23 protein-coding genes are annotated in these 25,736 nt (G+C 35.0%); 15 read left to right on the top strand and 8 right to left on the bottom strand.

All coding sequences use genetic code 11. From position 1 onward, the window contains the following. Positions 1 to 94 precede the first annotated feature (94 nt). Both AC4GZ8_RS17895 and AC4GZ8_RS17890 read right to left on the bottom strand, forming a co-directional pair. The gene (locus AC4GZ8_RS17895) at positions 95 to 1,414 is read right to left on the bottom strand and encodes an ATP-binding protein (protein WP_491083260.1); all 1,320 of its coding nucleotides are present in this window, start codon (positions 1,412 to 1,414) and stop codon (positions 95 to 97) included. A 170-nt stretch (positions 1,415 to 1,584) separates the two neighbouring features. Beyond that, entirely contained in the window at positions 1,585 to 2,754 is a 1,170-nt protein-coding gene (locus AC4GZ8_RS17890) for a MalY/PatB family protein (protein WP_491083259.1), read from the bottom strand. Positions 2,755 to 2,999: 245 nt separating this feature from the next. Here AC4GZ8_RS17890 and AC4GZ8_RS17885 point away from each other — a divergent pair, with 245 nt between their 5' ends. Then, positions 3,000 to 3,299 carry a DUF1871 family protein gene (locus tag AC4GZ8_RS17885; RefSeq protein ID WP_491083258.1) on the top strand — a complete coding sequence of 100 codons (300 nt, stop codon included), beginning with the start codon at positions 3,000 to 3,002 and terminating at the stop codon, positions 3,297 to 3,299. A gap of 54 nt (positions 3,300 to 3,353) precedes the next feature. On the opposite strand, the gene AC4GZ8_RS17880 is transcribed toward AC4GZ8_RS17885, so the two are convergent. Beyond that, a complete protein-coding gene (locus AC4GZ8_RS17880; RefSeq protein WP_491083257.1) occupies positions 3,354 to 4,181 on the bottom strand; it encodes an alpha/beta fold hydrolase in 828 nt (275 codons plus the stop codon). Between the two features lie 207 nt (positions 4,182 to 4,388). Here AC4GZ8_RS17880 and AC4GZ8_RS17875 point away from each other — a divergent pair, with 207 nt between their 5' ends. The 5 genes from AC4GZ8_RS17875 to yugI all read left to right on the top strand — a co-directional run bounded on the left by AC4GZ8_RS17875 (position 4,389) and on the right by yugI (position 9,019). After that, the gene (locus AC4GZ8_RS17875; RefSeq protein WP_491083256.1) at positions 4,389 to 4,889 is read left to right on the top strand and encodes an Lrp/AsnC family transcriptional regulator; all 501 of its coding nucleotides are present in this window, start codon (positions 4,389 to 4,391) and stop codon (positions 4,887 to 4,889) included. Next, positions 4,886 to 6,055 carry an aminotransferase gene (locus tag AC4GZ8_RS17870; RefSeq protein ID WP_491083255.1) on the top strand — a complete coding sequence of 390 codons (1,170 nt, stop codon included), beginning with the start codon at positions 4,886 to 4,888 and terminating at the stop codon, positions 6,053 to 6,055. The genes AC4GZ8_RS17875 and AC4GZ8_RS17870 overlap by 4 nt, the downstream gene beginning before the upstream one ends. A 196-nt stretch (positions 6,056 to 6,251) precedes the next feature. After that, complete coding sequence (locus AC4GZ8_RS17865) at positions 6,252 to 6,812, top strand: RNA polymerase sigma factor (protein WP_491083254.1); 561 nt, start codon at positions 6,252 to 6,254, stop codon at positions 6,810 to 6,812. After that, positions 6,805 to 8,475, top strand: coding sequence for a hypothetical protein (locus tag AC4GZ8_RS17860; RefSeq protein ID WP_491083253.1), 1,671 nt, complete (start codon positions 6,805 to 6,807; stop codon positions 8,473 to 8,475). The genes AC4GZ8_RS17865 and AC4GZ8_RS17860 overlap by 8 nt, the downstream gene beginning before the upstream one ends. Before the next feature lie 145 nt (positions 8,476 to 8,620). Then, entirely contained in the window at positions 8,621 to 9,019 is a 399-nt protein-coding gene (gene yugI / locus AC4GZ8_RS17855) for a S1 domain-containing post-transcriptional regulator GSP13 (protein WP_491083252.1), read from the top strand. A gap of 104 nt (positions 9,020 to 9,123) precedes the next feature. Here the strand turns inward: yugI and AC4GZ8_RS17850 are convergent, their stop codons facing one another. After that, complete coding sequence (locus tag AC4GZ8_RS17850; RefSeq protein WP_491083251.1) at positions 9,124 to 9,354, bottom strand: DUF378 domain-containing protein; 231 nt, start codon at positions 9,352 to 9,354, stop codon at positions 9,124 to 9,126. 140 nt (positions 9,355 to 9,494) lie between these two features. On the opposite strand from AC4GZ8_RS17850, the gene AC4GZ8_RS17845 reads away from it, so the two are divergent. Together AC4GZ8_RS17845 and AC4GZ8_RS17840 are read left to right on the top strand one after the other, a co-directional pair. Then, a complete protein-coding gene (locus tag AC4GZ8_RS17845; RefSeq protein ID WP_491083250.1) occupies positions 9,495 to 10,658 on the top strand; it encodes an iron-containing alcohol dehydrogenase in 1,164 nt (387 codons plus the stop codon). 353 nt (positions 10,659 to 11,011) lie between these two features. Next, positions 11,012 to 12,364, top strand: coding sequence for a glucose-6-phosphate isomerase (locus tag AC4GZ8_RS17840; protein WP_491083249.1), 1,353 nt, complete (start codon positions 11,012 to 11,014; stop codon positions 12,362 to 12,364). A 307-nt stretch (positions 12,365 to 12,671) separates the two neighbouring features. On the opposite strand, the gene AC4GZ8_RS17835 is transcribed toward AC4GZ8_RS17840, so the two are convergent. Together AC4GZ8_RS17835 and AC4GZ8_RS17830 are read right to left on the bottom strand one after the other, a co-directional pair. Next, a complete protein-coding gene (locus AC4GZ8_RS17835; RefSeq protein ID WP_491083248.1) occupies positions 12,672 to 13,181 on the bottom strand; it encodes a hypothetical protein in 510 nt (169 codons plus the stop codon). A 36-nt stretch (positions 13,182 to 13,217) separates the two neighbouring features. After that, positions 13,218 to 13,964 (bottom strand): YqjF family protein, encoded by a 747-nt coding sequence (locus AC4GZ8_RS17830; protein ID WP_491083247.1) that lies wholly within the window; start codon positions 13,962 to 13,964, stop codon positions 13,218 to 13,220. Between the two features lie 232 nt (positions 13,965 to 14,196). On the opposite strand from AC4GZ8_RS17830, the gene AC4GZ8_RS17825 reads away from it, so the two are divergent. Together AC4GZ8_RS17825 and AC4GZ8_RS17820 are read left to right on the top strand one after the other, a co-directional pair. Next, positions 14,197 to 15,609: an FMN-binding glutamate synthase family protein gene (locus tag AC4GZ8_RS17825; protein ID WP_491083246.1), complete on the top strand. Its 1,413-nt coding sequence runs from the start codon at positions 14,197 to 14,199 to the stop codon at positions 15,607 to 15,609. 175 nt (positions 15,610 to 15,784) lie between these two features. After that, positions 15,785 to 16,189, top strand: a complete 405-nt coding sequence (locus tag AC4GZ8_RS17820) for a YugN-like family protein (protein ID WP_491083245.1) — start codon at positions 15,785 to 15,787, stop codon at positions 16,187 to 16,189. On the opposite strand, the gene AC4GZ8_RS17815 is transcribed toward AC4GZ8_RS17820, so the two are convergent. Together AC4GZ8_RS17815 and AC4GZ8_RS17810 are read right to left on the bottom strand one after the other, a co-directional pair. After that, positions 16,186 to 17,181 carry a potassium channel family protein gene (locus tag AC4GZ8_RS17815; RefSeq protein ID WP_491083244.1) on the bottom strand — a complete coding sequence of 332 codons (996 nt, stop codon included), beginning with the start codon at positions 17,179 to 17,181 and terminating at the stop codon, positions 16,186 to 16,188. The genes AC4GZ8_RS17820 and AC4GZ8_RS17815 overlap by 4 nt on opposite strands. Then, a complete protein-coding gene (locus AC4GZ8_RS17810) occupies positions 17,181 to 17,432 on the bottom strand; it encodes an atypical membrane-integrating protein (Mistic protein) (protein ID WP_491083243.1) in 252 nt (83 codons plus the stop codon). The genes AC4GZ8_RS17815 and AC4GZ8_RS17810 overlap by 1 nt, the downstream gene beginning before the upstream one ends. A gap of 183 nt (positions 17,433 to 17,615) precedes the next feature. On the opposite strand from AC4GZ8_RS17810, the gene AC4GZ8_RS17805 reads away from it, so the two are divergent. The 5 genes from AC4GZ8_RS17805 (at position 17,616) to AC4GZ8_RS17785 (ending at position 25,701) form a co-directional block, all read left to right on the top strand. Continuing rightward, positions 17,616 to 18,299 carry a zinc metallopeptidase gene (locus AC4GZ8_RS17805; RefSeq protein WP_491083242.1) on the top strand — a complete coding sequence of 228 codons (684 nt, stop codon included), beginning with the start codon at positions 17,616 to 17,618 and terminating at the stop codon, positions 18,297 to 18,299. Positions 18,300 to 18,409: 110 nt separating this feature from the next. Then, entirely contained in the window at positions 18,410 to 20,023 is a 1,614-nt protein-coding gene (locus AC4GZ8_RS17800; RefSeq protein ID WP_491083241.1) for a diguanylate cyclase, read from the top strand. Further along, the gene (locus AC4GZ8_RS17795) at positions 20,024 to 21,070 is read left to right on the top strand and encodes a HEAT repeat domain-containing protein (RefSeq protein ID WP_491083240.1); all 1,047 of its coding nucleotides are present in this window, start codon (positions 20,024 to 20,026) and stop codon (positions 21,068 to 21,070) included. Further along, positions 21,063 to 22,469 carry a glycosyltransferase family 2 protein gene (locus AC4GZ8_RS17790; protein ID WP_491083239.1) on the top strand — a complete coding sequence of 469 codons (1,407 nt, stop codon included), beginning with the start codon at positions 21,063 to 21,065 and terminating at the stop codon, positions 22,467 to 22,469. Before AC4GZ8_RS17795 ends, AC4GZ8_RS17790 begins: the two co-directional genes overlap by 8 nt. Then, positions 22,462 to 25,701 carry a hypothetical protein gene (locus AC4GZ8_RS17785; protein ID WP_491083238.1) on the top strand — a complete coding sequence of 1,080 codons (3,240 nt, stop codon included), beginning with the start codon at positions 22,462 to 22,464 and terminating at the stop codon, positions 25,699 to 25,701. The genes AC4GZ8_RS17790 and AC4GZ8_RS17785 overlap by 8 nt, the downstream gene beginning before the upstream one ends. Positions 25,702 to 25,736 lie beyond the last annotated feature (35 nt).

Genomic DNA, 25,736 nt, shown 5'->3' with positions numbered 1-25,736 from the left:
AAAAGGATGATCAAATACGACGAATCATCCTTTTTTGTATGTCAAAAATATAAAATTTTTAAATATGTATGATAGCAATTGAATTTACAATCTTTTATCCCAAGTTCTGATGTGCCTCATATGAATGAGCGGTGGTTTTATTTATAAATAAAGGTAATCGAATAACTGCGACAGTGCCATTGTTTGGTTCACTTGAGTATTTTACAGATCCGCCGTGACTTTTTATAATGCTGTATGTAACGGTTAGACCAAGACCTGTTCCATTTTCTTTAAGAGAATAATAGGGTTCGCCCAATCGTTCAATTTGTTCTTTTGTCATTCCGACTCCGTTATCTGTTATTCTTATATAAATTAGTTCTTCCTTCACTTCTGCTTTAATTGTCACAATTCCGTTTAAACTTGGTACTGCTTCAATAGAATTTTTAATAATATTGATGAAAACTTGTTTTAATTTTGAGCGGTCACCATAAACATACAAGTTCTTTTCAATATCGCAGATGAATCTAACTGTTTTAAAATTAGCATATGATGTCATTAGCATAGTAATTTCATTAAGGGTTTCCGTTAAATTGATTTTTTCTTTTTGCATTTGATTTTGACCAGCTATTCCAAGATAGTCCGTTATAATAGATTGCGCTCGATCTAGTTCTGCAAGAACGAGATTCATATATTCCCTTCGTTGACTCTCCGTACTATCAGTTGAATTTCCGATAAGTTGAACAAAACCTCGAACAACAGTTAATGGGTTTCTGACTTCATGTGCTACACTTGCAGCAAGTTCACTAACTATAGATAATTTTTCTGCCTTGACTAACTCTAACCGCAAGACAGCCATTGATCTCATATATTCAATTAAGTAAATGGATAGGGCTAACATAAGGGTTAAAATTATGACAGAAATGACAATCAGCATATAATATTGTATGTTAATAGCCCATATTTTTGAAACGCTTACAAATAAGAGGGTAAGAATAGAGAAAATTAGAATCGTTCCACCATATATGGCCGAATATAGGAACTTTTTCCTTAATGTGTACTTTAACCAATCATTTCGAGTCGAAAATGCAATTATGCAATAGGCCATAATGCTAACGATAATATAAAGGATGCTATACTCATAAGGGTCTATTAAATATGTAATAGAAGTAAGAAGAGTTAAGAATCCTGGAATATAGCCACCGTAAACAAAGCTGATAAACAATGGGATTGTATGAAGAGTTAAAAAAGCACCATCAAAAATTTCAATCGGGGTAATAATACAAAGGATAGATGAAATCATACAACCAATTGTGATCAAAGGTTTATTAGTTTTCAGTGCATTAAGAGTATTCCTGCTTAACCAAAATAGATGAAAGATAAAAATTGGTAAAATAACAAATGTAATTTGTAGAATGATATCTTTTACGAGATCCATTTTTTCGTCACCTTTTAGTAAAAATAAGTTCTGCCTAATTATACCATTACTTGAGAGAGATTTGTTTAAATTTTTAATGAATTCCTTATTTCAACCGGATTGAATAAAAAGCTCTTTAGAATTTTGCTAGTGTTTACCAAGCAAAATTCTAAAGAGTTTCTGATCGTCCCTTATATTAAAGCTGTGGCAAGCCTTTTCAACCCTGCCATAAGTGTATCTTTAGGACAAGCTATATTCATTCTTAAAAAGCCTTCGCCATTTTCTCCAAATTTAGATCCAATGTGTAAAGCGATCTTTCCTTTTTTGAGTAAGAGTTCTTGTAATTCCTTATCCGATTTGTTTAGGCTTCTTGTATCGAGCCATACAAGGTATGTTGATTCAGGTCTCATGATTTTTACTTCAGGTAAATGTTCATGCAAATAGCTTTCAATCAATACGACATTTTCTTCTAGGTATGGGAGTAGTTCATCAAGCCACTTTTCTCCGTAGGAGTAGGCGGCTTCCATGGCATCTGCGCCTAATGTATTAATACTCAAAAGTCCGAAAAGCTGCTGTACGTCATGATATTTACGCTTTAGAGAATCATTTGGAATGAGCAATATGGATGCTTGTAAACCAGCTAAATTAAATGTTTTACTTGGCGCAACACATGTAATGGTCTGATTAGCAAAATCTTCTCGGATCGATGCGATTGGTGTATAACGGCTACCGAATAATAAAAGATCTGAATGAATATCATCTGAAATGATCAATACATTATGCTTAATACAAAGATTACCGATTGTGGTTAATTCTTCTCGTGACCAAACACGTCCGCTAGGGTTGTGAGGGTTGCAAAGGATAAAGAGCTTTGTTTTTTCGTCAGAAAGCTTTGTTTCAAGATCAGCAAAGTCAATTTCGTAGCGAAAATCATCATTAAGTATCAACTTATTGTATAATACTTCTCTTTTATGTTTTTGAGCTATTTCAAAGAAAGGATAATAAACCGGTGGTTGAACGACAATCTTATCATCATGAGAAGTAAATGCATGAATAGCCAGGCTAATTGCAGTCACAATCCCCGGACTATACGTGATGGTTTTAGGATCAATCTCCCAATTATGTCGCTTTTTTAACCAACCCTGCACAGCTTTTTCCATTTTCGTGCCCGGCATTGTATAACCAAAAATACCATGATTGACACGAGCATGTAATGCTTCAATCACTTCATCAGGTGCTGGAAAATCCATATCTGCTACCCACATAGGAAGTACATCTTCTACACCAAATATTTTCTTAGTATAATCCCATTTTACTGAATCTGTTTGTTTTCTATTTATTACCTTATCGAACCGACTCATCTTTTTACACCTCATCTTTGTTTATGGTAGATACTAAAATTAACCCATTAACCGAGCTTGTAGCTTACCTTAGTTTTTTTACGATCAGAAAGTGCCATTTTGTATTTCGTATTGGTGTCTGGCTGCAGCGCCTAGCCCCTCGAGATCAGAAGCGTACGTCTTCTATTTATTTGCGTCTTATTGCCAGAGGCTAAAACGAGGCGCATCCGCTTTTAAATGTATACTCTTATCATAAGTGTGTTACAATGACAGTGCAAAAAATAAGATTAACAAAGGTGAAAAAATTGGAAGCACAACAAACTAATTTAAAAATAATGGATATATTATTACAATGGGACCCTTTAGGATATGGTGCAGGTCATTATGAAACAGAGGTAGTCGATGTCTTACAAGCTGTCCACCAGTTTGATGATGAAACAAAACTTGCGAGAAAGATACAAGCTATTTTTGAATTCTCCTTTGAAGAAATTATTCCACTTTCTGAATGTGAAATAATGGCTAGAAAACTTTTATTAATAAAAAGCAATTCAAGCTGTGAGATTTAATAATAGTCATAACATGAAGCCCTTATGTAAATAAAACATAAGGGCTTCATGCGATTACGTTGCTTGAAACAAAAATGACGCAATCTTTTCAGAGACAGGCTCAGGTCTTTCTTCAGGAACAAGATGTCCTGTTTGTTTAAAGGAGAAAAACGTTGAATTTGGTAAATCATTTTTCAATCTTTCTCCAATATGAATCGGAACTACTTTGTCTTCATTTCCCCAAATAAGCAAGCTTGGCTGTTCAATTTTTTTTAATTCCTCTGATGTTAGATCTCCCTCATGATCACGTATCATCCGGTTTAAAGCTCTAAAAATCTTATCATCGAGGAACGGCTCCATATATCCATCCATCATTTCCTGGTCAATAAGAGTGCGATCATGAACCACATTGTATAAATTCTTTAAAACACCTTGTCTTGCCAGCCAATGTTTTATCCCTAAATAGAAATAGGGAAAATATGAACCAAGCTTTAAACTAGGGTGAACTCCTTTCATATACCCGGAGCTGCATAATAAAACAACTTTTTCAAATAAATCAGGTCGCTGTTTTGCGGCATTTAGGGAAACTTGTCCACCCATAGAATGTCCTACAAGGTATGCTTTTTTAATACCTAACCCTTGCACTAACTGAATAACTACCTTTGCCATATTAGAATAGGAATGAACAAATTTTGTGGATTTCTCCGTTTTGCCAAAGGGAGGAAGGTCGATTGTAACAAGGGTGAAATCCTCCTTTAAAATTGGAATAATTTTTCGATAGCAAAAGCTAGAGGAAAGAAATCCATGAATTAATACAATGGTTGGGTTAAGAGGGTTACGTTTATATACCTCATAGTGAACGTTTATGCCAAGTATATTCATGGTACTGCAATAAAAATCCATAAGCATTCACTCCATTTTCCCTATAAATTAGTGTCGATTGTATGGTAAAATATGAGTTTGATTTAGCATAGTGTTTTTTTTTATGTTTTACGGAAAAATAAAAAACACACATGTAAAATCTACCCTTATTTCTTTCATGAAACATATGAAAATCAAGTAATATGGTGGTATAATTGTCTGAAGATTTGAAAAGTAGGAGTGGTATTAATGAAGTTCAGTGAAAAAGAAGTGGAGCTGTTAGAGTTATTGCAAGATGACTGCCGCTTGACTGCGGAACAAATCGCTAAAATGATTGATCAATCTGTGGAAGAAACAGAAAATATGATGAAAAAGCTTGAGGAGCAACGAATTATCGTTGACTATACAGCACAGGTGAACTGGGGCAAAGTAGAAGGACATGAAGGTGTTAAAGCAATGATTGATGTTAAAGTTCAACCTAAACGCGGGGTGGGCTTTGATGATATCGCAAAACGTATTTATCGTTTCAATGAAGTGAAATCAGTCTACCTAATGTCTGGTGCATACGATCTTTCCGTTATCATTGAGGGAAAATCAATGTCAGCGATTGCACAGTTTGTGTCTGAGAAGCTTTCAACATTAGATTCCGTTTTATCAACAACAACTCATTTTATCTTAAAGAAATATAAGCATGATGGTACTATATTTGAACAAGATGATGAGGACAAAAGAATTGTGGTATCACCATGATCGAACCTTCTCATTACCTATCAAATACAGTCAAAAACTTAAAGCCATCAGGAATTCGAAAGTTTTTTGACTTAGCTTCAAGCATGGAAGGTGTCATCTCATTAGGTGTAGGCGAACCAGACTTTGTTACACCATGGAATGTGAGAGAGGCAAGTATTCTTTCATTAGAACAAGGGTATACATCTTACACAGCAAATGCCGGGCTGCTTGAATTAAGAAACGAAATTAGTCATTATTTAAAGGGAAAAACGAATATCACATATAGTGCAAAAGAAGAAATTCTTGTAACTGTTGGCGCAAGCCAAGCACTCGATATTGCTTTAAGGTCGATCGTAAATCCGGGAGATGAAGTGATTGTGATCGAACCTAGCTTTGTTGCGTACTCATCTTTAGTGTCATTAGCGGGTGGAGTTCCAGTCTCTGTTCAAACAAATGGAGAAATGGAATTTAAGTTACAACCATCAGATTTAGAAAAAGCTATTACTGAAAAAACAAAAGCGATTATTTTATGTTCTCCTAGTAATCCTACTGGAACCGTTCTTAATAAGGATGATCTTGAGAAAATAGCTAGAATCATTGAAAAGCATGACTTATTAGTTATTTCAGATGAAATTTATGCAGAGTTAACTTATGATGAGACTTATACGAGCTTTGTTTCGATTAAGGGTATGGCTGAAAGAACGATTCTTGTATCAGGCTTTTCAAAAGGTTTTGCAATGACAGGCTGGCGTTTAGGATATGTAGCAGCACAACAGGAATTCTTAAGTGCTATGTTGAAAATCCATCAGTATGCTATGATGTGTGCCCCTACAATGGCTCAGTATGCGGCTATTGAAGCGATAAAACATGGAAAAGAAGATGTCATGCATATGAAAAAAAGCTACAGACAACGCAGGAACTTGTTTGTGAATGCTCTAAATGAAATGGGCTTATCTTGTCATGTGCCTGGCGGAGCTTTTTATGCATTTCCATCGATTCAAAAAACAAACCTTACTTCAGAAGAATTCGCAGAGCAATTATTAATGGAAGAAAAGGTAGCGGTAGTCCCAGGAAGTGTCTTCGGTGAAAGTGGGGAAGGGTATATTCGTTGTTCTTATGCCTCTTCATTAGACCAGCTTCAGGAAGCACTTAGAAGAATGCAACGATTTATGCAAAAAAAATGCTGACCATTTAGGTCAGCGTATATAGAGAAAAAAGGGGGGATACTAGAAAGCATTATAAATAGTATTCCCCCTTTTTGTATAAATTAAACACAATTTTTCTATTTTTTCCGCTTATTTACATCACCCAAACACATTCCCATTCTGTAACAAATTCCTATTAGTATTCGTTAAATCAATGAAAAAGGAGGGCAGTGAATATATGAATGAAGATGACTTAATCAAAAAAGCAAAACAAGGCAATATGGCAGCCTTTCAACAGCTTGTTGAGATGCATTATCCTGTAGTTGAAAAATTCGCCTATCAATTGGGAAATCGACATGACGAGATTGAAGATATTACGCAGGAAGTATTTATTCGTGTTTATCGTTTTCTCGATTCATTTACGAAAGCCAAATTTTCAACCTGGCTTTATAAAATCACCTTAAATGTTACGAGAGACTTTGCCCGTAAAAGACAGTCCAATTTACGTAAGGTCTTTAAAATTCAACAAGACTTTCGTCATACTGAATATCCGGAGACCGAAGCAAGAGTGATTCAAAATGAAGAAGATAGAATGCTGCACTTGGCTATTCAAAGGCTTGATGAAAAATATCGGATACCCATTGTGTTATTTTATTTTCACGAAAAAAAATATGAAGAAATTGCTGAAATTATGTCTATTTCGTTATCCACTGTAAAAACAAGAATACTCAGGGGAAAAACAATGCTAAAGAAAGTATTAGAAGAGTTACAGCAGAAGGAAGGTGACATACATGGATGATAAAATATTTGAAGAACGAATGAAAAAGCTAAAAAACTCTTACGACCATATGTCAACAATCTCTTCTGTCGAAAAAATTGTCGGCGAAGTTAAAAAAGCAGAAAAACCCCACAAACGGAAAATGAGAATTTCATTACCTTATGTTGCGTCCTTTATTGGGGTATTGTTCATTGCAGGCATATTAGCCACTCAATTATTAACCAAGCCTGAAAATACAGGAACTGAGACACCATCTCAAAATACAACGGAGAATCAGCCTGTTTCAGCTGAAGATATTGATGCAGCAATTAATGAAATAAGAGGTTATTATGAAAGAAAAGTGGATGAGCTTGAAGAAAAACTAGGTTTTCAGTCAGTGGAACAATATGGATTTGTCCAAGAAGCGAAAGAAGCTGTTCAAAAATTTGAAGAGCGAACATCTTATAAAACACAAACCGAGCTGAAAAATTACTCTGCTAATGTAAAACAGCTGATTGATTTACGAGTATCACTTCCTAATGAAGAATTCGAATTAATTCTTTCCATGACTAAAGACGGTCAAGTTAGAAACGAGGAAGTAATTAAGTATATCGAAAAGTTAGAGATGCTAAAAGAAAGGTATACAGATAAGTGGAACCACCTCCATCAAGAGCACCAATCACAAGTAACAAATGTAGCAGACTACGTGGAGATGTTAAATGACCCTGAGTTTAACATGGGTACAAAAGAATATATAGACTTAGTAGAAGAAATGAAACGGATTGGATATACCTTTATCGATGATGGAGAAGGGACTATCTACTTTAAGATCAACTATTCCAAAATAGCAAATACATTTCCTGATCAAATGTCGGAAGAATTAAAGCTGTATCTTGATATTCAACAAGGAGATAAAATAGTTTCTGATGCTGCTTTGCTGATCTCAAGAAGGGAGCTTGAAGAACGGATTATTCTTTTAGAGGGGATTATCTTAAAAAGCCCCAACTTTAAAGACATTAATGCCTTAAAATTATTATATCAGCAGTGGATGCAATTTTATTTAAGAGGAATAGATAATTCCCCAATTATAGATAATCAAGGAGAGGTTAAGAGAGAAATTCTCAATGAATTTGAAAGCTTTATTTTAAAATATCCGAACAGTGAGACATCAAAAATTGTAAAAAGCTATTCGAAGAAGCTAAATGCAGCAAATAATCAATTAACACCTGAGCTAGAAGACGAAGTAGAATCCCTTATACCACCAAGCTTAAAAGTTGTTCCAAATGGAATGAGTGTGAATCTCTTGCCATTGACAGACCAGATGATGGAGACATATGAAGCGTACAAAGCGTCTAAAAACAATGAACTACTAGATGGTCCATTTGCTGGAAATAATACGATAGATTTAGTTGTTGCACGAATGTATTTATATGCTCTTGAAACAGATGACTATGAAATGGCATATGCTTTAACTTACAAAGGATCGCCGAATGTTCCTTCACTAGAGCAATTTACACAAGAAGCCAGTGAAGCAGACTCGAACATACAAAAGCTGTCAAATGAAGTAAAGATGGTTGATATCACTTACACGCAATATGGAGAAATGATTGAACATATGTATATTAAACAAGATGGGGAAATTGTTCAGCTCAAGCTTAAACTTGAGGATGGCTATCCAAAAGTAGAATATCGGTCTCTATTTTAAAGCAACGGCTCATCGTTGCTTTTTTTAGGGTATACTACTTTGTGAGAGCAGTTCAAATTATTTTGTCAAAAACAATAAGATGTGATATAATTTTTAATTGCGTATATTGGGACATATAAATATAAGGAAAATAGGAGTGTTAAATATGACAACAAAGTATGAAGTTGGTAGTGTGCATACAGGAAAAGTAACAGGAATTCAACCATACGGGGCATTCGTTGCACTGGACGAAGAAACTCAAGGCTTAGTTCACATCTCTGAAATTACACATGGTTTTGTAAAGGATGTAAACGAGCATCTAAATGTAAATGACGAAGTTCAAGTTAAAGTTCTTTCTGTTGATGAAAATTCAGGGAAAATTAGCTTATCAATTCGTGCAACTCAAGAAGCACCTGTTGAAGAGAAGAAAGAAGCTCCTAAAAAACCAAAAAAACGTCAAGCTACTGTTAAAGCTGAGACAGAAACTCCACAAGGCTTCAACACTTTAAAAGATAAATTAGAAGAGTGGATCGAGCAATCAAAACGTGAAGAAGTAAAAAAATAAGAGAAAAGATAAAAAAGAATGTACACATTATGTGCATTCTTTTTTACTTTTTATTCACAAAAAAAAGACTAACCAAGTAGTTAGCCCTTTATCTATTCCTTAAGTTATCTTGCTTCTGGGCGAGGTTCTCTTGCAACTTCTTCAGAAGGTTTAAATAAAAGCCCAAGGTTGATTAATCCTGCAATCCCGACTATTCCATAGATAATTCTTGATAGTGCAGAAGTTTGTCCGCCGAAGATAGCTGCTACTAAATCGAATTGAAAGAATCCGATTAGCCCCCAGTTAATTGCTCCGATTATTGTAAGTACAAGTGCGATACGTTGAATTGCGCTCATTGTGTAACCTCCTTAGATGTAAATTACATTATTATGTTGTGAAGAATATAATTTTCCTATTCAAAAAGTTTTTCTAAAAAGCACATTTCTTTACAAGAAATCGTTGAAATTACATAATCTAACTATGGAGGCGATAATGAATGGAAAACTTTACATATTATAATCCCACAAAACTTATTTTCGGTAAGGGTCAGATAGAGCAATTGGAAGTGGAAGTTCCTCAATATGGAAAAAATGTTCTCCTTGTATATGGTGGAGGTAGTATCAAGCGTAACGGTCTATATGATCAAGTAGTTGAAACTTTAAAAAAATCTAATCTTCAAATATTTGAATTAGCCGGTGTTGAACCCAATCCAAGATTATCAACTGTTCATCGCGGAGTAGAGATTTGTAAAAATGAAAAGATTGATTTTATATTGGCTGTTGGCGGCGGAAGTGTTATTGATTGTACAAAAGCAATCGCTGCTGGTGCTAAATACGATGGCGACGCTTGGGATATTGTCACAAAGAAACATATTCCAACAGAAGCTTTGCCATTTGGTACAGTGTTAACTTTAGCTGCAACAGGTTCTGAAATGAACTCAGGATCTGTTATTACAAATTGGGAAACAAAAGAAAAATATGGATGGAGCAGTCCATTAACTTTTCCTAAGTTTTCAATTTTAGACCCTGTCAATACTTTTACGGTTCCTAAAAATCATACGGTATATGGAATTGTTGATATGATGACACATATATTTGAACAATATTTTCATCATACAAAAAATACCCCATTACAGGATCGTTTTTGTGAATCAACATTAAAAACAGTGATTGAAACGGCACCTAAATTAATTGAGGATTTAGAGAATTATGAGCTTCGCGAAACGATTCTTTACTCTGGAACTATTGCATTAAATGGTCAGCTGCAAATGGGATATCGTGGTGATTGGGCAAGCCACAACATTGAGCATGCGGTATCAGCAGTGTACGATATTCCGCATGCTGGCGGATTAGCAATCATCTTCCCAAACTGGATGAAGCATAATCTTGATGTGAATGTATCTCGTTTTGTTCAGCTTGCTGTTAATGTGTTTGATGTTGACCCAACCGGCAAGGATGATCGAGAGGTTGCTTTAGAGGGAATAGATCGACTACGTGAATTCTGGAGCAGCATCGGTGCTCCAAGTCGCCTAAAAGATTATAACATTACCGATGAAAAGATAGATTTAATGGCAGATAAGGCTATGGTAAACGGAGAATTTGGAAACTTTAATAAACTAAATAAAGATGATGTTGTGGCCATTTTAACAGCTTCTTTATAAAATCAAAACACGGAGTAATGAGAGAAGATACTCCGTGTTTTCTTAATTGATTGTTTATGTCCTTTCTTATAAAGAGTGTTTTTTTATGTAACTATTTTGAACAGATGTTGAGAGAAGTGGAAGGTGCGAGACTCCTGCGGGAGAGCATGTTGATGGAGGCACCGCACATGGTTGCATAGCATTAAAGTTATGGTAATTATCCATCTTAAAAAGAACAAAGTTTTATAGTATGAAAAATAAAAGATTAATGATAGCGTTTACAGTGGAGATCTTTGCTTGATTTAACTTATCAGTTTAGATAAAGTGATAATAAGCTATAATTACTAAGATGAATAATGGAGGAAAAAACTGTTATGACGCATGTACGCTTTGATTACTCAAATGCACTATCTTTTTTTAACGAACATGAAATTACATATTTACGTGACTTTGTAAAGGTTGCACACCATTCTATTCATGAACAAACTGGCGCAGGCAGTGACTTTTTAGGATGGGTAGATCTGCCAAAAAACTATGATAAAGAAGAGTTTGCCCGCATTCAAAAAAGTGCTGAGAAAATTAAGAATGATTCTGATGTTCTGCTTGTCATCGGTATTGGCGGTTCTTACTTAGGAGCGCGTGCAGCGATTGAAATGCTGAACCATTCTTTCTATAATTCTTTATCAAAAGAACAAAGACAAGCTCCGCAAGTTATTTTTGTTGGAAATAACATTAGCTCAACATACATGAAGGATCTTCATGATCTATTAGAAGGAAAAGATTTCTCAATCAACGTAATTTCTAAATCAGGAACAACAACTGAACCTGCATTAGCGTTCCGTATTTTTAGAAAGCTTCTTGAAGAGAAGTATGGAAAAGCGGAAGCAAAGCAACGTATTTATGCAACAACTGATAAAGCACGCGGTGCTCTAAAAACGCTTGCAACTGAAGAAGGTTATGAATCATTCATTATTCCAGATGATGTTGGCGGACGTTACTCAGTATTAACAGCTGTAGGTCTATTACCAATTGCTGTGACTGGTGTGGATATTGAAGCGATGATGAAGGGTGCTGCTGCTGCAAGTGAAGATTTTGGCAAGTCTGAACTTGAAGAAAATCCAGCATACCAATATGCTGTTGTTCGTAATGTCCTTTATAATAAAGGGAAAACAATTGAGATGCTTATTAACTATGAGCCAGGTCTTCAATATTTTGCAGAGTGGTGGAAGCAGCTATTTGGTGAAAGTGAAGGAAAAGACCAAAAAGGTATTTATCCTTCTTCAGCAAACTTCTCAACAGACCTACATTCATTAGGTCAATATGTACAAGAAGGTCGCCGTGACATTTTTGAAACGGTTATTAATGTAGAAACACCTCGCCATGAGTTAATTGTTGAAGCAGAAGAAAGTGATTTAGACGGATTAAATTACCTTGCTGGCAAATCTGTTGATTTTGTTAACAAAAAGGCATTCCAAGGAACAATGTTAGCTCATACAGACGGTGGCGTACCAAACCTTGTTGTATCTATTCCACAAATGGACGAGTATACATTTGGTTATTTAGTGTATTTCTTCGAGAAAGCATGTGCAATGAGCGGCTATCTGTTAGGAGTAAATCCTTTTGATCAACCTGGTGTTGAGGCATATAAAGTGAATATGTTCGCATTGCTAGGAAAACCTGGGTTCGAAGAGAAAAAAGCAGAATTAGAAAAACGCTTAGAAAAATAAGTGTTTACTACTAAAAATATCATATTTTAGTGTGCATTTTAGCTTTATCGTATGGCCGAAATATTGATGTGACCAGATGTAGTTGAAATTGGTCACATCAGCCATATGAATTGCAAATTTATTAATTTATATGAATGCAAAACCAAAAACGCCATTCCTATATTAGATAAAGGATTGGCGTTTTTTTTTGTTTTTTATCGATAATATATTTTCCAAAGAAAAATATAATCTACTTATAATTTGCCTGGCAGTTCATTGTTTCTTCATTTTAATTTAGTATGTAGGGACTTACTTCGAAATTAATTCTTTAAACCTCTTCTTGTTTTTGATTACCTGATAACTTTATGCTAGCTGCTTTCTTTATTGATTGCTCCACCACATATTGATAACCATAGATAATAATAGCCAAGGATACACATATAAAATACCAAGTTGAGTGTTTCATCTTTATAAATTTGACAACTCCAAATTTCTTCCCAATGTAAGGCAAAGGAAATGCGTTAATTAAATCCAAAACCATATTTGTCATTAAGTACTTGGGGAAATTTCCAAATGTCAATTTAAATATCCAAAGTGTTGCTACAAAATATGGACCTAATATATATGTGAAATCTATTGGCCCAGGAGAAAGTGGGTTATTCGTTATCCACCATTTTTTCCTGTAACAGATTAGACTAAATACACTTAAAATCAAATTAGTAAAGCTCGCCACAGGTAAAAATCTGAAAAAACTCCTTTTTCCCATAAAAGGAACGGTTAACCAAGGAAGAATTAATGTTGCTAAAGAGAATACAATTTTTTTATTATACTTGACCATTAAGGCTCCTCCTAAAAATTGAAATTAACTTTTTCACTAGACCTGTATTTTTTTAATATTCCATATAAGTGAATCCACGCCTATGGAGAAATGAGCGATCGGATTTTCTTCAAAAAGATCAAAATGAAAAGGTGTAAAAAGGGTATTTTTGACTAGTTCTATCTTTGCTTTTTGTAACGGCCAAGGCCGATGGTGTATATCACCACAATAAATGTTAATACCGTTATTCGAACTATAGAGACAATATCGCTCAATGAGCCAATGATCTAGCATTCCTTCTTTTGGAAAATAAACTTCCGATACTGGAGCGTAATTGCCCTTAAATGATATAGGAGTATTCTCGTTTCCTTTACGAATACTATGGCAATGAAACTTTTGCTCTTTTTTTTGAAAAAAAATTTGTGATGAATGATAGGGTAAATGATACCAATTTTTTGCTATCTTTAAAGATGCCCAATTCTTAACATCAATAGACAAAAAATAAATACCTGGTTTGCCATCGTATTTAACATATGTCCTTACATTAATTTCTGGAAATTTAGGAGTTAGGGAAATAGATGGTATCCCAAAGGGGAAGATTCCCTCTAAAACGAATAAAATGATCCCTAACCATGCGGAACCATTAAAAGTATCGATTTGTAATGACGAAGGGATATGTGGCCGTAGTTTTTCAACTGGAATAGGCCAATGCAAAAATAATACATTTCTCCACTTTTGTCGCATAATCCAATTTTTCGAAGGTAAAGGAAAAGGTCGGTGAATGATATCATTTATTAAGTTCATAATAAAATCTCCTTCTTACGTGGAGTGATCAGTTAGTTAAAAATTAAACTTAATTGATGTTCTAATTTAAAGACTTATATAGTATTTCCGTTAAATAAATTTTTTAACCTGCTCTCTTCATGTACTATTTGTTGAGAATCGTAATTTCATATAAAGGGATATTTATTCCTTGTGTTTGGGTAATAATGGTGATTGTAGCTGTATAATTTATACAATAAGTGGAGAAGTGATTATGCCGAACTTTTTAGATTATGTGTCTTTTATGATGATATCAATATTATTTGTCCTTATTTTTTTCATACTTGTTGGTTGGCGTTGGATAATGAAAAAAATAGTTAAACAAATGGGGAAAGTCATTTTAACCGATAGTTATCAAGAAAATCTTATAGAGTTACTACCAGGACTGCGACATATGGGCATTCAAAATATGCTAGAAAACAGCTTGCGTGCCGAAACAGGCGACGTTCTACATCGTCCACTTGGCTCTTCAAAAAAGTGGCCTCATTTAGATCCGATTACCTTCATCCCAGCACAGACGACACCTTTTCCAGTTGATGGTGATGAAGAGGTAGATGTAAAGATAACGATTGGACCAAAAGCAAAAAAACCAATGGAAATAAAAATTCCAATTATGATCAGCGGGATGGCCTATGGTATTGCACTAAGTGAAGAGGTGAGACTTTCTTTGGCTGAAGCAGCTAAAAATGTAGGTACTGCAATTAATTCTGGTGAAGGAGGCGTTTTACCAGAAGAATTAGACAAAGCAGGAAAATATATTTTACAGTTTGCTAAAACTGAATGGTCGAAGGAAGAAGAACTTATTAAGCGTGCAGACATGATTGAAATTAAATTTGGACAAGGGGCAATATTCGGGGTAGGCGGAAGAATTTCTCCTGAAAATTTAACGGGTAATGCACGGGAAGTGATGGGACTTGAGGAAAATGAGGATGCTATAATTTATGATAATTTCCTAGAAAATCAAACATTAGACGATATAAAGGAGCTTGTTGATGAGCTTCGAAGTTTTACAGGCGGTGTTCCGATTGGTGTAAAAATAGGTGCAGGCGGAAAGATTGAAGAGGATATTGATCATCTAATATCCCTTGGGCTAGATTTTATTACTATTGACGGTGGTCAAGCTGCTACACTCGGTGCTGCGCCTATTTTATCTGATGATATGGGAATTCCGACCTTACATGCAGTTGTCCGGGCAGTTAACCATCTGGAAAAGAGAAATATGAGAGAGCAAATTAGTTTAATTGTCTCAGGGGGACTTTTAGTTCCTGGGCACTTTTTAAAAGTAATTGCATTAGGTGCTGATGCTGTGTATGTAGGTTCAGCCATCTTATTTACAGTTGCACATACACAAACTCTTAATGCACTACCTTTTGAACCACCTACACAAGCAGTTTGGAATGAAGGCAAATTCAAGGATCAATTTAAGATCGATGAAGGCATAAAAACAGCAGAAAAATTTTTAATAGCTAGTGTTGAAGAAATGAAAATGGCATTAAGAGCGATGGGAAAACGCTCAATAAAAGAGCTGTCAAAAAAAGATTTGGTATCTTACGACGAGTTAACGGCTAAAATGATAGGCATTCCCTTTTCGTTTGAGCCGTGGGAAGACGAACAAATTAAGAAATAATAAATTAGCGGGAAAACCATTCTTTTTTTGAAATATCACAAGAATAGAGGCATTTTATGTTTGTGATAAATTAATTCGAACATAAAATGAGATACGCATGGTTATCGTATATTTTATTTAGCTGTAGCATGATTTCTCTGGAATGGGCAAATCTAAAGGAAAAGGAGGGTTTGCGATGATTGAAGTACGTTCACGATTAGAAGGACAAACATTTCAATTATATGATTTAGAACAAATACTTAAGCCTTTAGGTTATGAGATTGGTGGGAATTGGGATTATGATCATGGTTATTTTGATTATAAAATTGATTCCGAGGCAGGCTATCAATTTTTAAGGGTTCCTTTTACATCAGTAGATGGACAGCTTGATTCTCGTAATACAACAGTAAAACTCGGGACTCCTTTTCTGTTATCACATAAATATCAGATTGGCCTAGATGATCATGTTCATATTGGGAACTTTAGTGCTTCCTTTGATCAGTTTCAGGAGCCGGTTGATAAGGATGCAACCTTCCCCGAAGATTTTATTGATTTAGGGAAGGCGCTTGTAAAGGAACTTGAGGGTGAGCTTTTGGATTAATGGGTAAAAATAATTAAACAATCATGACGATGAATTTTAAAGGAGAGGGGCGGATTTACTTTAGTCTCATCTCCTCTTTTTATTCCCATTAAGATCGATTTTTTCTCTAGAAGTTCATGACTAGCTTCCTTAAATGTTTTCCCGATTAGCCTTTCATCCGCTGGGACTACTTTGAATGAATTTCCACTCGCTGGGTTAAATTCCGAGTAAAAAGATGATAACCCATTCTTGGCAAGATAGCTGCTCATAATAAAATGACTTGTTAGTTTATAGGATTTAATGATCTCTTCTGCTCCAGCTCTGCTTGCATTATTCGTTTGCTGCTCTGTTAATATCTCGACAACACAATATAAGTGTGGATTCAATCCTTTTAACGATAATAAGACTAAAATAGAACTCATATCAGCATCTTGTTCATTTTTATGCTGATCTGCAGTAATGATGGCTGCATCTGCCTCTAAGACGTTTGCTTTTAATAAGGTTTCATCGTAAATCGGGTTCCCTTTAATAAAATGAACATTCTCAATTAATGGAGACTCTTTCAATGACTGATCGATAAGTACGATTTGCATGAAAGGTTTAACTGTTTGAAGGGACTCCACCATCTCTTTGACTTTCTCATTCCAACCGATTAAGACAATATGATTTTTACCTGTAAACGTCACGTTCCCCTCAACGTAGGAATGCTGTTTTTTGATTGCAGCGGTAGAAATACTCGCAAAATAGGCGGTTACAAAGCTAGCCCCTGCTAAAATCATAATCATTGCTATTCCTCGACCAACATATGTTTGAGGAACATAGTCCCCAAAACCTACAGTTGATACAGTGACAAGTGCCCACCAAATTCCATCAAATGTTGTTGGGAATTCATTTGGCTCTACTAGTGAAATGATTTCACCAAATACAAGAATAATGAGGAGAACAATGAGTGTAATTCGATAATGAATGGGCCAGCGCAGCCAATGAATAATTGTTTTATTTGATCTAGTCATTATTGTTCCCCTTTCTTATTCGGTAAAAATGATAATACTTCCTTAATAATGGTATTAATTTTTGCTGTAACTTCCTCCTTACCGTACATCTTAATGGCCCTTTCAATTGTTTCAAGCGTTTCCTCAGTAAATTCAATTACGGGTCTATCTTCCTCAGAATCATTATAAAAACCGATAAATGTGTCTAAGCCTTCGTTCATTTTATCGATTGCTTCACTTAAGAGCTTTTTTTCTTCTTCATTTATTTTCAAGTTCCATCACTTCCTTAAAAGACGATCATCTAAATCCCATTTTTGTTAGTATGTGCACCAAACAGGTTAAGTTTACGGAATTTATATTGAAACAGGGTTAGAAAATCAAATTTTAATGGTAGAAATTAAGCTTTTGCTTAAACTATAACTAATGATTTTTATCTATAAGGAGGGGGATAAACAATGTTTTTTCATCCATTGGATTTTTTAATTATCATTGCTTTTGGGCTTTCAATATGGGCGCAATTTAGAGTGAAAGGGAACTTTGAGAAATATACAAAAGTACGTGCATCATCTGGAATGACAGGTGCAGAAATAGCAAGAAAATTGTTAGACCGAAATGGGTTGTATGATGTACCGGTGGAACATACAAGAGGGAGATTAACTGACCATTATGATCCAATGAGAAAAACCGTAAGGCTCTCGGATTCAGTATATGGCAGTCAATCAATAGCTGCAGTGTCAGTTGCTGCTCATGAGGTTGGTCATGCCATTCAGCATAGTGAGGCGTATGGGGCGCTTATTCTCCGTCATAAAATGTTTCCAATTGTAAATTTTACTTCAGGAATTGCTCCGTTTTTATTATTAGGAGGATTTTTATTAGGAAGTATGAATTTAATTGGATTGGGTATTATCTTTTTTTCAGCAGTAGTTGCGTTTCAGCTTGTCACGCTACCAGTTGAATTTAATGCAAGCTCAAGAGCGAAGCATATAATGATTTCTGAAGGATTCATGACAAATGAGGAGGAACATAGGGTAAGCAAAGTATTGAATGCTGCAGCATTAACATATGTAGCTGCTGCATTATTGTCATTATTGCAATTACTAAAATTTATCGCTATTTTTTCACAAGGAAACCGAGAATGACGAAATTTGTCACAAATTATATTTTTTTCTTAGAAATCTAATTACATCGAAAAAAAGAAATAGTAGAATATAGTAAATTAGATCTATCTTTGGGAGAGACCAATAGACCGATGAATAAATACGTACAAACCTTAGTGAAAAATATAAAGAATCAGCTTGAATTATGGCTTAGTAAACAGCAGATTATTCAGCACCAAGAAGTATACCGTTTTCTCCATTCTATTGTTGGAACAGCATCAACAATTGGGTTTACAGAAGCAAGTAAGATTGCTGAAAGCTTATTGAACCAATTAAAGGAAAATGAGGAGTATAAATGGACAAAAGAAGAGTTGCAAACATTTTTACTACCTTTGATTTCTGTATTATATTATGAAGAATATTCAAATATTGAGGAGATTATCGAAAGAAAAAATGAATTAGAAGATAAGAAATTAATCTTAATTATATCTGAAGATACAGCATTACTTATGTTTCTTAAACAAGAGTTAGAAAAAAATAATTGGGTAGTGATTGTAGCGGCAGATCCTAACCGGGCTATCCATTCGTACTATGACTTAAACCCTGATTGTGTGATTTTAGACATTCATATGAAGGATAGTAACGGATTAAATGTTCTTGTTCAACTAAAGGAAAATATGAAGCAGCATTTTATACCTGCGATCATGATGAGTGTTGATCAGTCAAAAGAAATAAGAATAAAAAGCTATAAACTTGGTGCAGATGATTTTATTCCTAAGCCTTTTGATATGGATGAATTTATTGTTCGAATTAATCGGCAGTTAGAGCGAAAACAGGCAATTGATAATGTCTTGCTTATTGATGAATTAACAAGAGTATATAATCGAAAATACCTTGCTCCAACGTATGAGAGCTTACTAAATAATTTAATAAGAAGACATGAATCATTTTGCATCGTCTTAGTTGATCTCGATCAATTTAAACGAGTGAATGACACATATGGCCATCTTATTGGTGATAAGGTTTTAATTGCTTTTGCAGACACGGTAAGAAAAGGTCTCCGTGCCAATGATATTATTATTCGATATGGTGGAGAAGAGTTCCTTATCCTCCTTCCTGAGACGAAAGCAATTGAAGCGAAGCTTGTATTAGAACGGTTGTTAAAGAGCTTTTCCAAAATTTCTTTTGAAGCCTCAGAAGGAGAATTCTTCTGTACATTCTCCGCTGGCATTCATGAGGTACAACATATCAAAACAAGCATGGATCAGAATATAGAAATAGCCGATAGGGCGCTTTATGAAGCAAAAAAGGCGGGTAGAAATCAAATAAAGATTTCCGCTGTTACAGATCATGAGTTTACGAAAAAGCCAATTCATATCGGAATTATAGATGACGATCCGATTATTCGAACAATGTTAGAGGACTTTATTGGTAAAAGCAAGGTGACAGAAGGATTTTCGCTTGATATCAGAAGCTTTAAAGATGGGATGGAATTTTTTGAAGAGGGCTGGCATTTGAACAAGCATGAACCATATTTGATGATTTTAGATGGAATGATGCCAAGAATGGATGGTCTTGAAGTTCTTCAGAAGCTTCGAAGCCTCCCTTATAGAGAAAGATTTACCATTATGATGCTCACGTCTCGAAAGAGTGACCATGATATTTCAAGAGCGTTAAAATTAGGTGCAGATGATTATATTACAAAGCCATTTAAGCTCCTGGAACTTGAAACCCGCTTAGGTCATTTAATTAAAAGGATGAAATAAATGATTGAAGTAAATCTTGTGTTTTTATTTATCGTATTTCTTGTCATGTTTTTTACATTAGTAAGTCTATTTTTTTATTTGATGATACAAAAATATATGACAAACAAGAAAAAGAAGAAAATTGATCAACTTAAAGAAGCATATCGTTTAGATATGTTTCATTTTTTACAGTCAGGAGAAGATAGTAAACTTCGGCCTGATGGAAGTCAAGAAAAGTACATCGCCCTTATAGAATTGCTTATCGAATATGCAAAAGTACTGGAAAGTGAAGACATAAAGCAAAGGATAAGTGTCTTTGCAAAAAAATATTTAACAGATTATATAGTAGGACAATTAAAGAGAAACCGTTGGAGTCTAAGGATGAATGCACTTTATGCGATTGAGGATTTTTATATGATTCACTTATCTGCCAATCTACATGATCTTTATGAAAAAAAACAACTTACCTTAGCTGAAAAGTTTCAGATTCTAAAATTATTTGCAAAATTTGGCGATGAAAAAACGATTCATTATATAAGATCCGTAGCGTCCTCTATTTCAGATTTTACATTACTATCTATTTTCTTACTTTTGGAGGAAGATCATTTTCATAATTTAGTAGAGAACTTTTCACAACTACCAGAGCGAATGCAATATATGGTAATAGAAACAATCGGAAAAAAACAATATCTACAGTATTATTCACTACTACAAAACCTTTTGCAAAGTGATGAAGAGGAAATGAGAATTAGAACCTTAAAGACATTTGCATATACTGGAGCTCCGGTTGACGAAGAAATTCTCGCTGATTTTTTTCAGTCTTCAAGTTGGCAGGTACGAATGATGGCAGCAAAGCTTGCGGGAGTAAAAAGACTAAGTCAATATGCAGGACAGCTTGTATCCATGCTTTCTGATCAAAACTATGTTGTCCGTTCTGAAGCTGCTAGAGCACTCCTCCAGTTTAAATATGGGGCGAACATTCTAAGAAATGTAATAGATGAATCACATGATGACTTTGCAAAGGACATGGCCCGTGAATGGCTTGAAAAGGAGAGTACTCATGAGTAACTGGTCAGATATATTACTTGTTGGCAGCTGGTTTATTTTTGTATATATGATCATTATCATTATTGTTTATGGTGGGATGCTCGTCATTTCTCTTTTTCATATTAGAAAATCATATGAGCTCGATAAGTTTGAACCTTATGAAGAGCTGTTACATTCTGAGTTTACGAAACCTGTATCCATTTTGGTCCCGGCATATAATGAATCGGCAGGGATTTATGGAAGCATTCGTTCATTAATTAGTATTGAATACCCGGAATACGAGATTATTATCATAAACGATGGATCAAAAGATGATACATTGGAAAAGTTAATTGACCGGTTTCATATGGTGAAAATTACACGAGTGATTCGAAAGCAATTGGAAACAAAAGAAGTAAAGGGAATTTACCAATCCCAAATATACCCATATTTATATGTTATAGATAAAGAAAATGGCGGGAAAGCAGATGCACTCAATACTGGAATTAACTTTTCGAAATATCCATATTTTTGTTCTCTTGACGGAGATTCTATTATCGAGCGTAATGCATTTTTGAAGGTACTGAAACCGATTATGGAGTCGGATGATGAAGTGATTGCAACTGGTGGAAGTGTAAGAATTGCGAATGGTTGTGAAATACAAAATGGTGAACTGGTGAATGTCAGTATTCCAAAAAAACCATTAGTTGTTATGCAAATTATCGAGTATTTACGAGCATTTCTAACAGGAAGGATAGGGTTAAGTGAAAATAATCTTCTTTTAATTGTTTCTGGAGCATTTGGGGTCTTCTCAAAAAAATGGGTAATTGATGCGGGTGGCTATGCACATACAGTTGGAGAAGATATGGAGCTGGTTGTCCGACTTCACCGCCTGATAAAAGAAAAGAAAGCCAAAAAAAAGATTATTTATGTTCCGGATCCTGTTTGCTGGACAGAAGCCCCTGAGTCTATTAAATTTTTACGACGTCAAAGAAAAAGGTGGCATCGCGGACTTTTTGATAGCTTATGGAAGCATCGAAAATTAATGTTTAATCCTAAATATGGATCGATTGGGATGTTCTCTATGCCTTATTTCTTTTTTGTAGAATTTTTAGGGCCTTTAGTAGAATTATTTGGCTATATCATACTGGTGATTTCCTTTTTTACAGGAAGTATTTATTTAGAATATGCAATTATTTACTTCCTTCTTTCATTGATTTATGGATCAATTTATTCGATGGCTTCCGTATTGCTTGAGGAGTGGAGTATGGAACGGTATCCGAAGGTAAAGCATTTTGTCATATTATTTCTTGTCTCAATGACAGAAACATTATGGTATAGACCCTTAACTGTGATTTGGAGAGTAGAAGGAATGATTGAAATGCTAATTGGAAAAAAAGGCTGGGGAGAAATGGTGAGAAAAGGTGTATCAAATGACTAAAAAAACTCTGTTGATGTTCATTGGCTTTGTGATCCTGTTGTTCATTTTTTCTTCTCCTTTTTGGACATGGCAATTAAAAGCAAGTAAAAATCTAGATGTATTGATTATTGACAAAACAGTCCCAGATCAATCCTATCGAGAGCATAAAGGATTAGTATGGCTGTTAAATCATTTAAAGCTTAAAAAGAATGGAGAAGAGAAATATAATACGGACGAAGATTATATAGGTTTTATTCCAACAAATCCTCCACAGTTTGAGACTAGAAAACTTCCGGAAGATCTATCACCCTATGATATTTTATATCTGGCAGATGGATATGGAGTATATAAAGAGGAATATTTAGGTAGGAATCAGGAAGGAAATCGTTCCGAGTTACTCTATGGAGGAATGACCAAGGTTGAAGTTGAGGCGTTGTCTTCCTCATTGATTGAAAATAAACAAACGTTAATTGCTGAGTTTAATACATTTGGATCTCCTACCGAAGAGTCGGTAAGGTCTGATTTTTATCATTTATTGAATTTGGATTGGACAGGATGGATGGGCCGTTATTTTCAGGATCTTAGTAGTAATGAGGTACCTGCGTGGGTAAAACAAAATTATGAGAGTCAATATAATAAGTCTTTTAATTATAAAGAAAATGGATTTGTTTTTGTAAATGAAGATGATCAGGTTCTCGTCTTAACAGAAAAAGATATTTCTAATGGGCATGCTTTATTTACGTTTACTAAAAAAGGGGCAGAACAATTTGATATGAAAGAAACTGTCCCATATCATTACTGGTTTGATATTGTAAAAGCTCGAGAAGAGCAAGAAGTACAAGCTACGTTTGAATTGCCTTTAACAGATAGCGGGAAGAAAAAATTAGATGAACATGATATTCCTCATACATTTCCAGCTGTTATCCATCATCAAAATCAATTGTATGATACGTATTATTTTGCAGGTGATTTTGTGGATCAGGAAAAAGTACCTGGGCTTTACCAAATGAATGGTATCCTCTGGTGGCAAAGGCTTTTTTCATTTGAACAAGCAGGTCGGACAGATACATTTTTCTGGAAGGCTTATGTGCCGATGATGACCTCAATACTAACGAACAATGAAGAGCGGGAATCAACGGTGCAAATCAATGAGCCTGATGTTTTATCTGAGAATGGCATGAACCTGGTTGCAACAACAGATCATGAATATCTTCAACTATATCGAAATGGGTCATGGGAAGAGATTCTTGTTAAAGGGGTCAATATGGGGATAGCAAAACCCGGAACATTCCCAGGGGAAACAGGAATTTCAAAGGAAGAGTATACAAGATGGTTTAAACAAATTAGTGCCATGAATGCGAATGCTATTCGTGTATATACAATCCATCCACCAGCATTTTATCAGGCTTTATATGAACATAATCTTCATAGCGAAAATCCTTTGTATCTATTACATGGGGTATGGGTAAATGAGGATGTCTTTTTTGAAGAAAAACGAACAGCGTATGATCCGAAAGTAATGAATGAGTTTAAAACTGAAATTCAAAAAACAATTGATATTATTCATGGAAATGCAAATATTGAGGAACGAACCGGACATGCAAGTGGAAAGTATGTACATGATCTTTCCCCGTATTTGTTAGGTTGGGTCATCGGGGTTGAGTGGGATCCGCATAGTGTTGTCAGAACGAATGAAAAATTTCCGGGGAAAACTAGCTTTGATGGAAAATATGTAATGACACAGGGTGCAACACCTTTTGAGGTTTGGTTGGCGGAAATGCTGGACTATACTGCAACATATGAAGCAGAAACATATGGATGGCAGCACCCATTAAGCTTCACGAATTGGGTCACAACTGATTTATTGACACATCCTTCTGAGCCTAGTGAAGAAGAAGATATGGTATCAGTCAATCCGAATATCATTAAAGCAAAGGATTCTTTCTATCCAGGAATGTTTGCTTCATATCACATTTATCCATACTACCCGGATTTTCTTAACTTTGAAGATAAGTATGTAAATTATATAGACCACCGCGGGGAAAAAAATAATTATGCCGGCTACTTACATGATATGAAGGAAGTTCATGACATTCCTATAGTTGTAGCCGAGTTTGGTATCCCGGCATCAAGAGGTTTAACACATGAAAATGTTTATGGATTTGATCAAGGATATAACTCCGAACAAGAACAAGGGAAATATTTATCAAAGTTATATGAGGATATTGTGAAGGAAGGTTTTGCAGGTGGACTCGTGTTCTCTTGGCAAGATGAGTGGTTTAAGCGTACATGGAACACGATGGATTATGATAACAAAAACCGCAGGCCGTATTGGGATAATATTCAAACAAATGAGCAGCACTTTGGTTTGCTTAGTTTTGAACCTGACACACCAGAAACTCAATTGCAAATAGACGGAGAAACCTCTGATTGGGAAGCAAGAAAATCTGAGTCTGTTATTCAAAGCAATGACCATAGCTTTGTGAAAGACCTATACGTATCAAGTGATTCAAGAGGTCTGTTTATCCGAATTGATTATGATGAGGAGAAATGGGATCCAAATCGGTTTAATACATCTATTCTATTAGATACGATACCAAATCAAGGTCAATCCTCACTCCCTCATATTGAAGGTGTAAAGGAAACCGGAATAGATTTCATAGTGGAATTAACAGGTGAAAATACTTCCCGAGTCTTAATAGACAGTTACTATGACACATTTTATTACGATTACGGCCATATGCAAAATATGATTGAAACAAAGGAGTATGCAAACAAAAAAGATAATGGTATATTCCACCCTATTCGCTTAACTCTGAATAAAGAATTAGCAATACATACAGAAGAAGGTCAAATGACCGTACCTTTTTCTGATTATGAGACAGGACATTTAACATACGGAATTGGGAACCCGGAAGTAAATGGTTCTACTTCTTTAGCTGATTTTTATTTAAAGAATGGAACTTTAGAGCTTCGTTTACCATGGTTGATGTTAAATGTAAAAGATCCGAGTCAAAAGGAAATTATGGGAGATGTTTGGTCAAAGACAGGATTAGAGAGTTCAAAAACGATAGAATCTATTTCTCTTAAGATTGGTGTAACTGACAAAGAACAAAACCTTGTTGAACTTTTACCAGATAGAGGAGATTGGGTCACATACACTTGGGGCAACTGGGATAAACCTGTTTACCATGAGCGATTAAAAAAATCCTATGACTATTTGCAAAAAACATTTAAACAAAGTCAAAAATAAAAAACTCAGGCTCATTGTGAGTTATACAAGAGCCT

The sequence above is a fragment of the Metabacillus sp. RB-C-LZQ-3-1 genome, assembly GCF_058315175.1.
The sequence above is the reverse complement of the archived record's forward strand: the minus strand, read 5'-3'. Positions and strand labels throughout refer to the sequence as shown.

Excerpts from the sequence above, each read along its gene's own strand:
- AC4GZ8_RS17870 (WP_491083255.1), top strand. The coding sequence starts at position 4,886 with ATGATCGAACCTTCTCATTACCTATCAAATACAGTCAAAAACTTAAAG.
- AC4GZ8_RS17790 (WP_491083239.1), top strand. The coding sequence starts at position 21,063 with ATGAGTAACTGGTCAGATATATTACTTGTTGGCAGCTGGTTTATTTTT.
- AC4GZ8_RS17890 (WP_491083259.1), bottom strand. The coding sequence starts at position 2,754 with ATGAGTCGGTTCGATAAGGTAATAAATAGAAAACAAACAGATTCAGTA.
- AC4GZ8_RS17805 (WP_491083242.1), top strand. The coding sequence starts at position 17,616 with ATGTTTTTTCATCCATTGGATTTTTTAATTATCATTGCTTTTGGGCTT.
- AC4GZ8_RS17795 (WP_491083240.1), top strand. The coding sequence starts at position 20,024 with ATGATTGAAGTAAATCTTGTGTTTTTATTTATCGTATTTCTTGTCATG.
- AC4GZ8_RS17860 (WP_491083253.1), top strand. The coding sequence starts at position 6,805 with ATGGATGATAAAATATTTGAAGAACGAATGAAAAAGCTAAAAAACTCT.
- AC4GZ8_RS17825 (WP_491083246.1), top strand. The coding sequence starts at position 14,197 with ATGCCGAACTTTTTAGATTATGTGTCTTTTATGATGATATCAATATTA.
- AC4GZ8_RS17815 (WP_491083244.1), bottom strand. The coding sequence starts at position 17,181 with ATGACTAGATCAAATAAAACAATTATTCATTGGCTGCGCTGGCCCATT.
- AC4GZ8_RS17835 (WP_491083248.1), bottom strand. The coding sequence starts at position 13,181 with ATGGTCAAGTATAATAAAAAAATTGTATTCTCTTTAGCAACATTAATT.
- AC4GZ8_RS17875 (WP_491083256.1), top strand. The coding sequence starts at position 4,389 with ATGAAGTTCAGTGAAAAAGAAGTGGAGCTGTTAGAGTTATTGCAAGAT.
- AC4GZ8_RS17850 (WP_491083251.1), bottom strand. The coding sequence starts at position 9,354 with ATGAGCGCAATTCAACGTATCGCACTTGTACTTACAATAATCGGAGCA.
- AC4GZ8_RS17800 (WP_491083241.1), top strand. The coding sequence starts at position 18,410 with ATGAATAAATACGTACAAACCTTAGTGAAAAATATAAAGAATCAGCTT.
- AC4GZ8_RS17885 (WP_491083258.1), top strand. The coding sequence starts at position 3,000 with ATGACAGTGCAAAAAATAAGATTAACAAAGGTGAAAAAATTGGAAGCA.
- AC4GZ8_RS17880 (WP_491083257.1), bottom strand. The coding sequence starts at position 4,181 with ATGGATTTTTATTGCAGTACCATGAATATACTTGGCATAAACGTTCAC.
- AC4GZ8_RS17845 (WP_491083250.1), top strand. The coding sequence starts at position 9,495 with ATGGAAAACTTTACATATTATAATCCCACAAAACTTATTTTCGGTAAG.
- AC4GZ8_RS17840 (WP_491083249.1), top strand. The coding sequence starts at position 11,012 with ATGACGCATGTACGCTTTGATTACTCAAATGCACTATCTTTTTTTAAC.
- AC4GZ8_RS17895 (WP_491083260.1), bottom strand. The coding sequence starts at position 1,414 with ATGGATCTCGTAAAAGATATCATTCTACAAATTACATTTGTTATTTTA.
- AC4GZ8_RS17785 (WP_491083238.1), top strand. The coding sequence starts at position 22,462 with ATGACTAAAAAAACTCTGTTGATGTTCATTGGCTTTGTGATCCTGTTG.
- AC4GZ8_RS17820 (WP_491083245.1), top strand. The coding sequence starts at position 15,785 with ATGATTGAAGTACGTTCACGATTAGAAGGACAAACATTTCAATTATAT.
- AC4GZ8_RS17865 (WP_491083254.1), top strand. The coding sequence starts at position 6,252 with ATGAATGAAGATGACTTAATCAAAAAAGCAAAACAAGGCAATATGGCA.
- AC4GZ8_RS17830 (WP_491083247.1), bottom strand. The coding sequence starts at position 13,964 with ATGAACTTAATAAATGATATCATTCACCGACCTTTTCCTTTACCTTCG.
- yugI (WP_491083252.1), top strand. The coding sequence starts at position 8,621 with ATGACAACAAAGTATGAAGTTGGTAGTGTGCATACAGGAAAAGTAACA.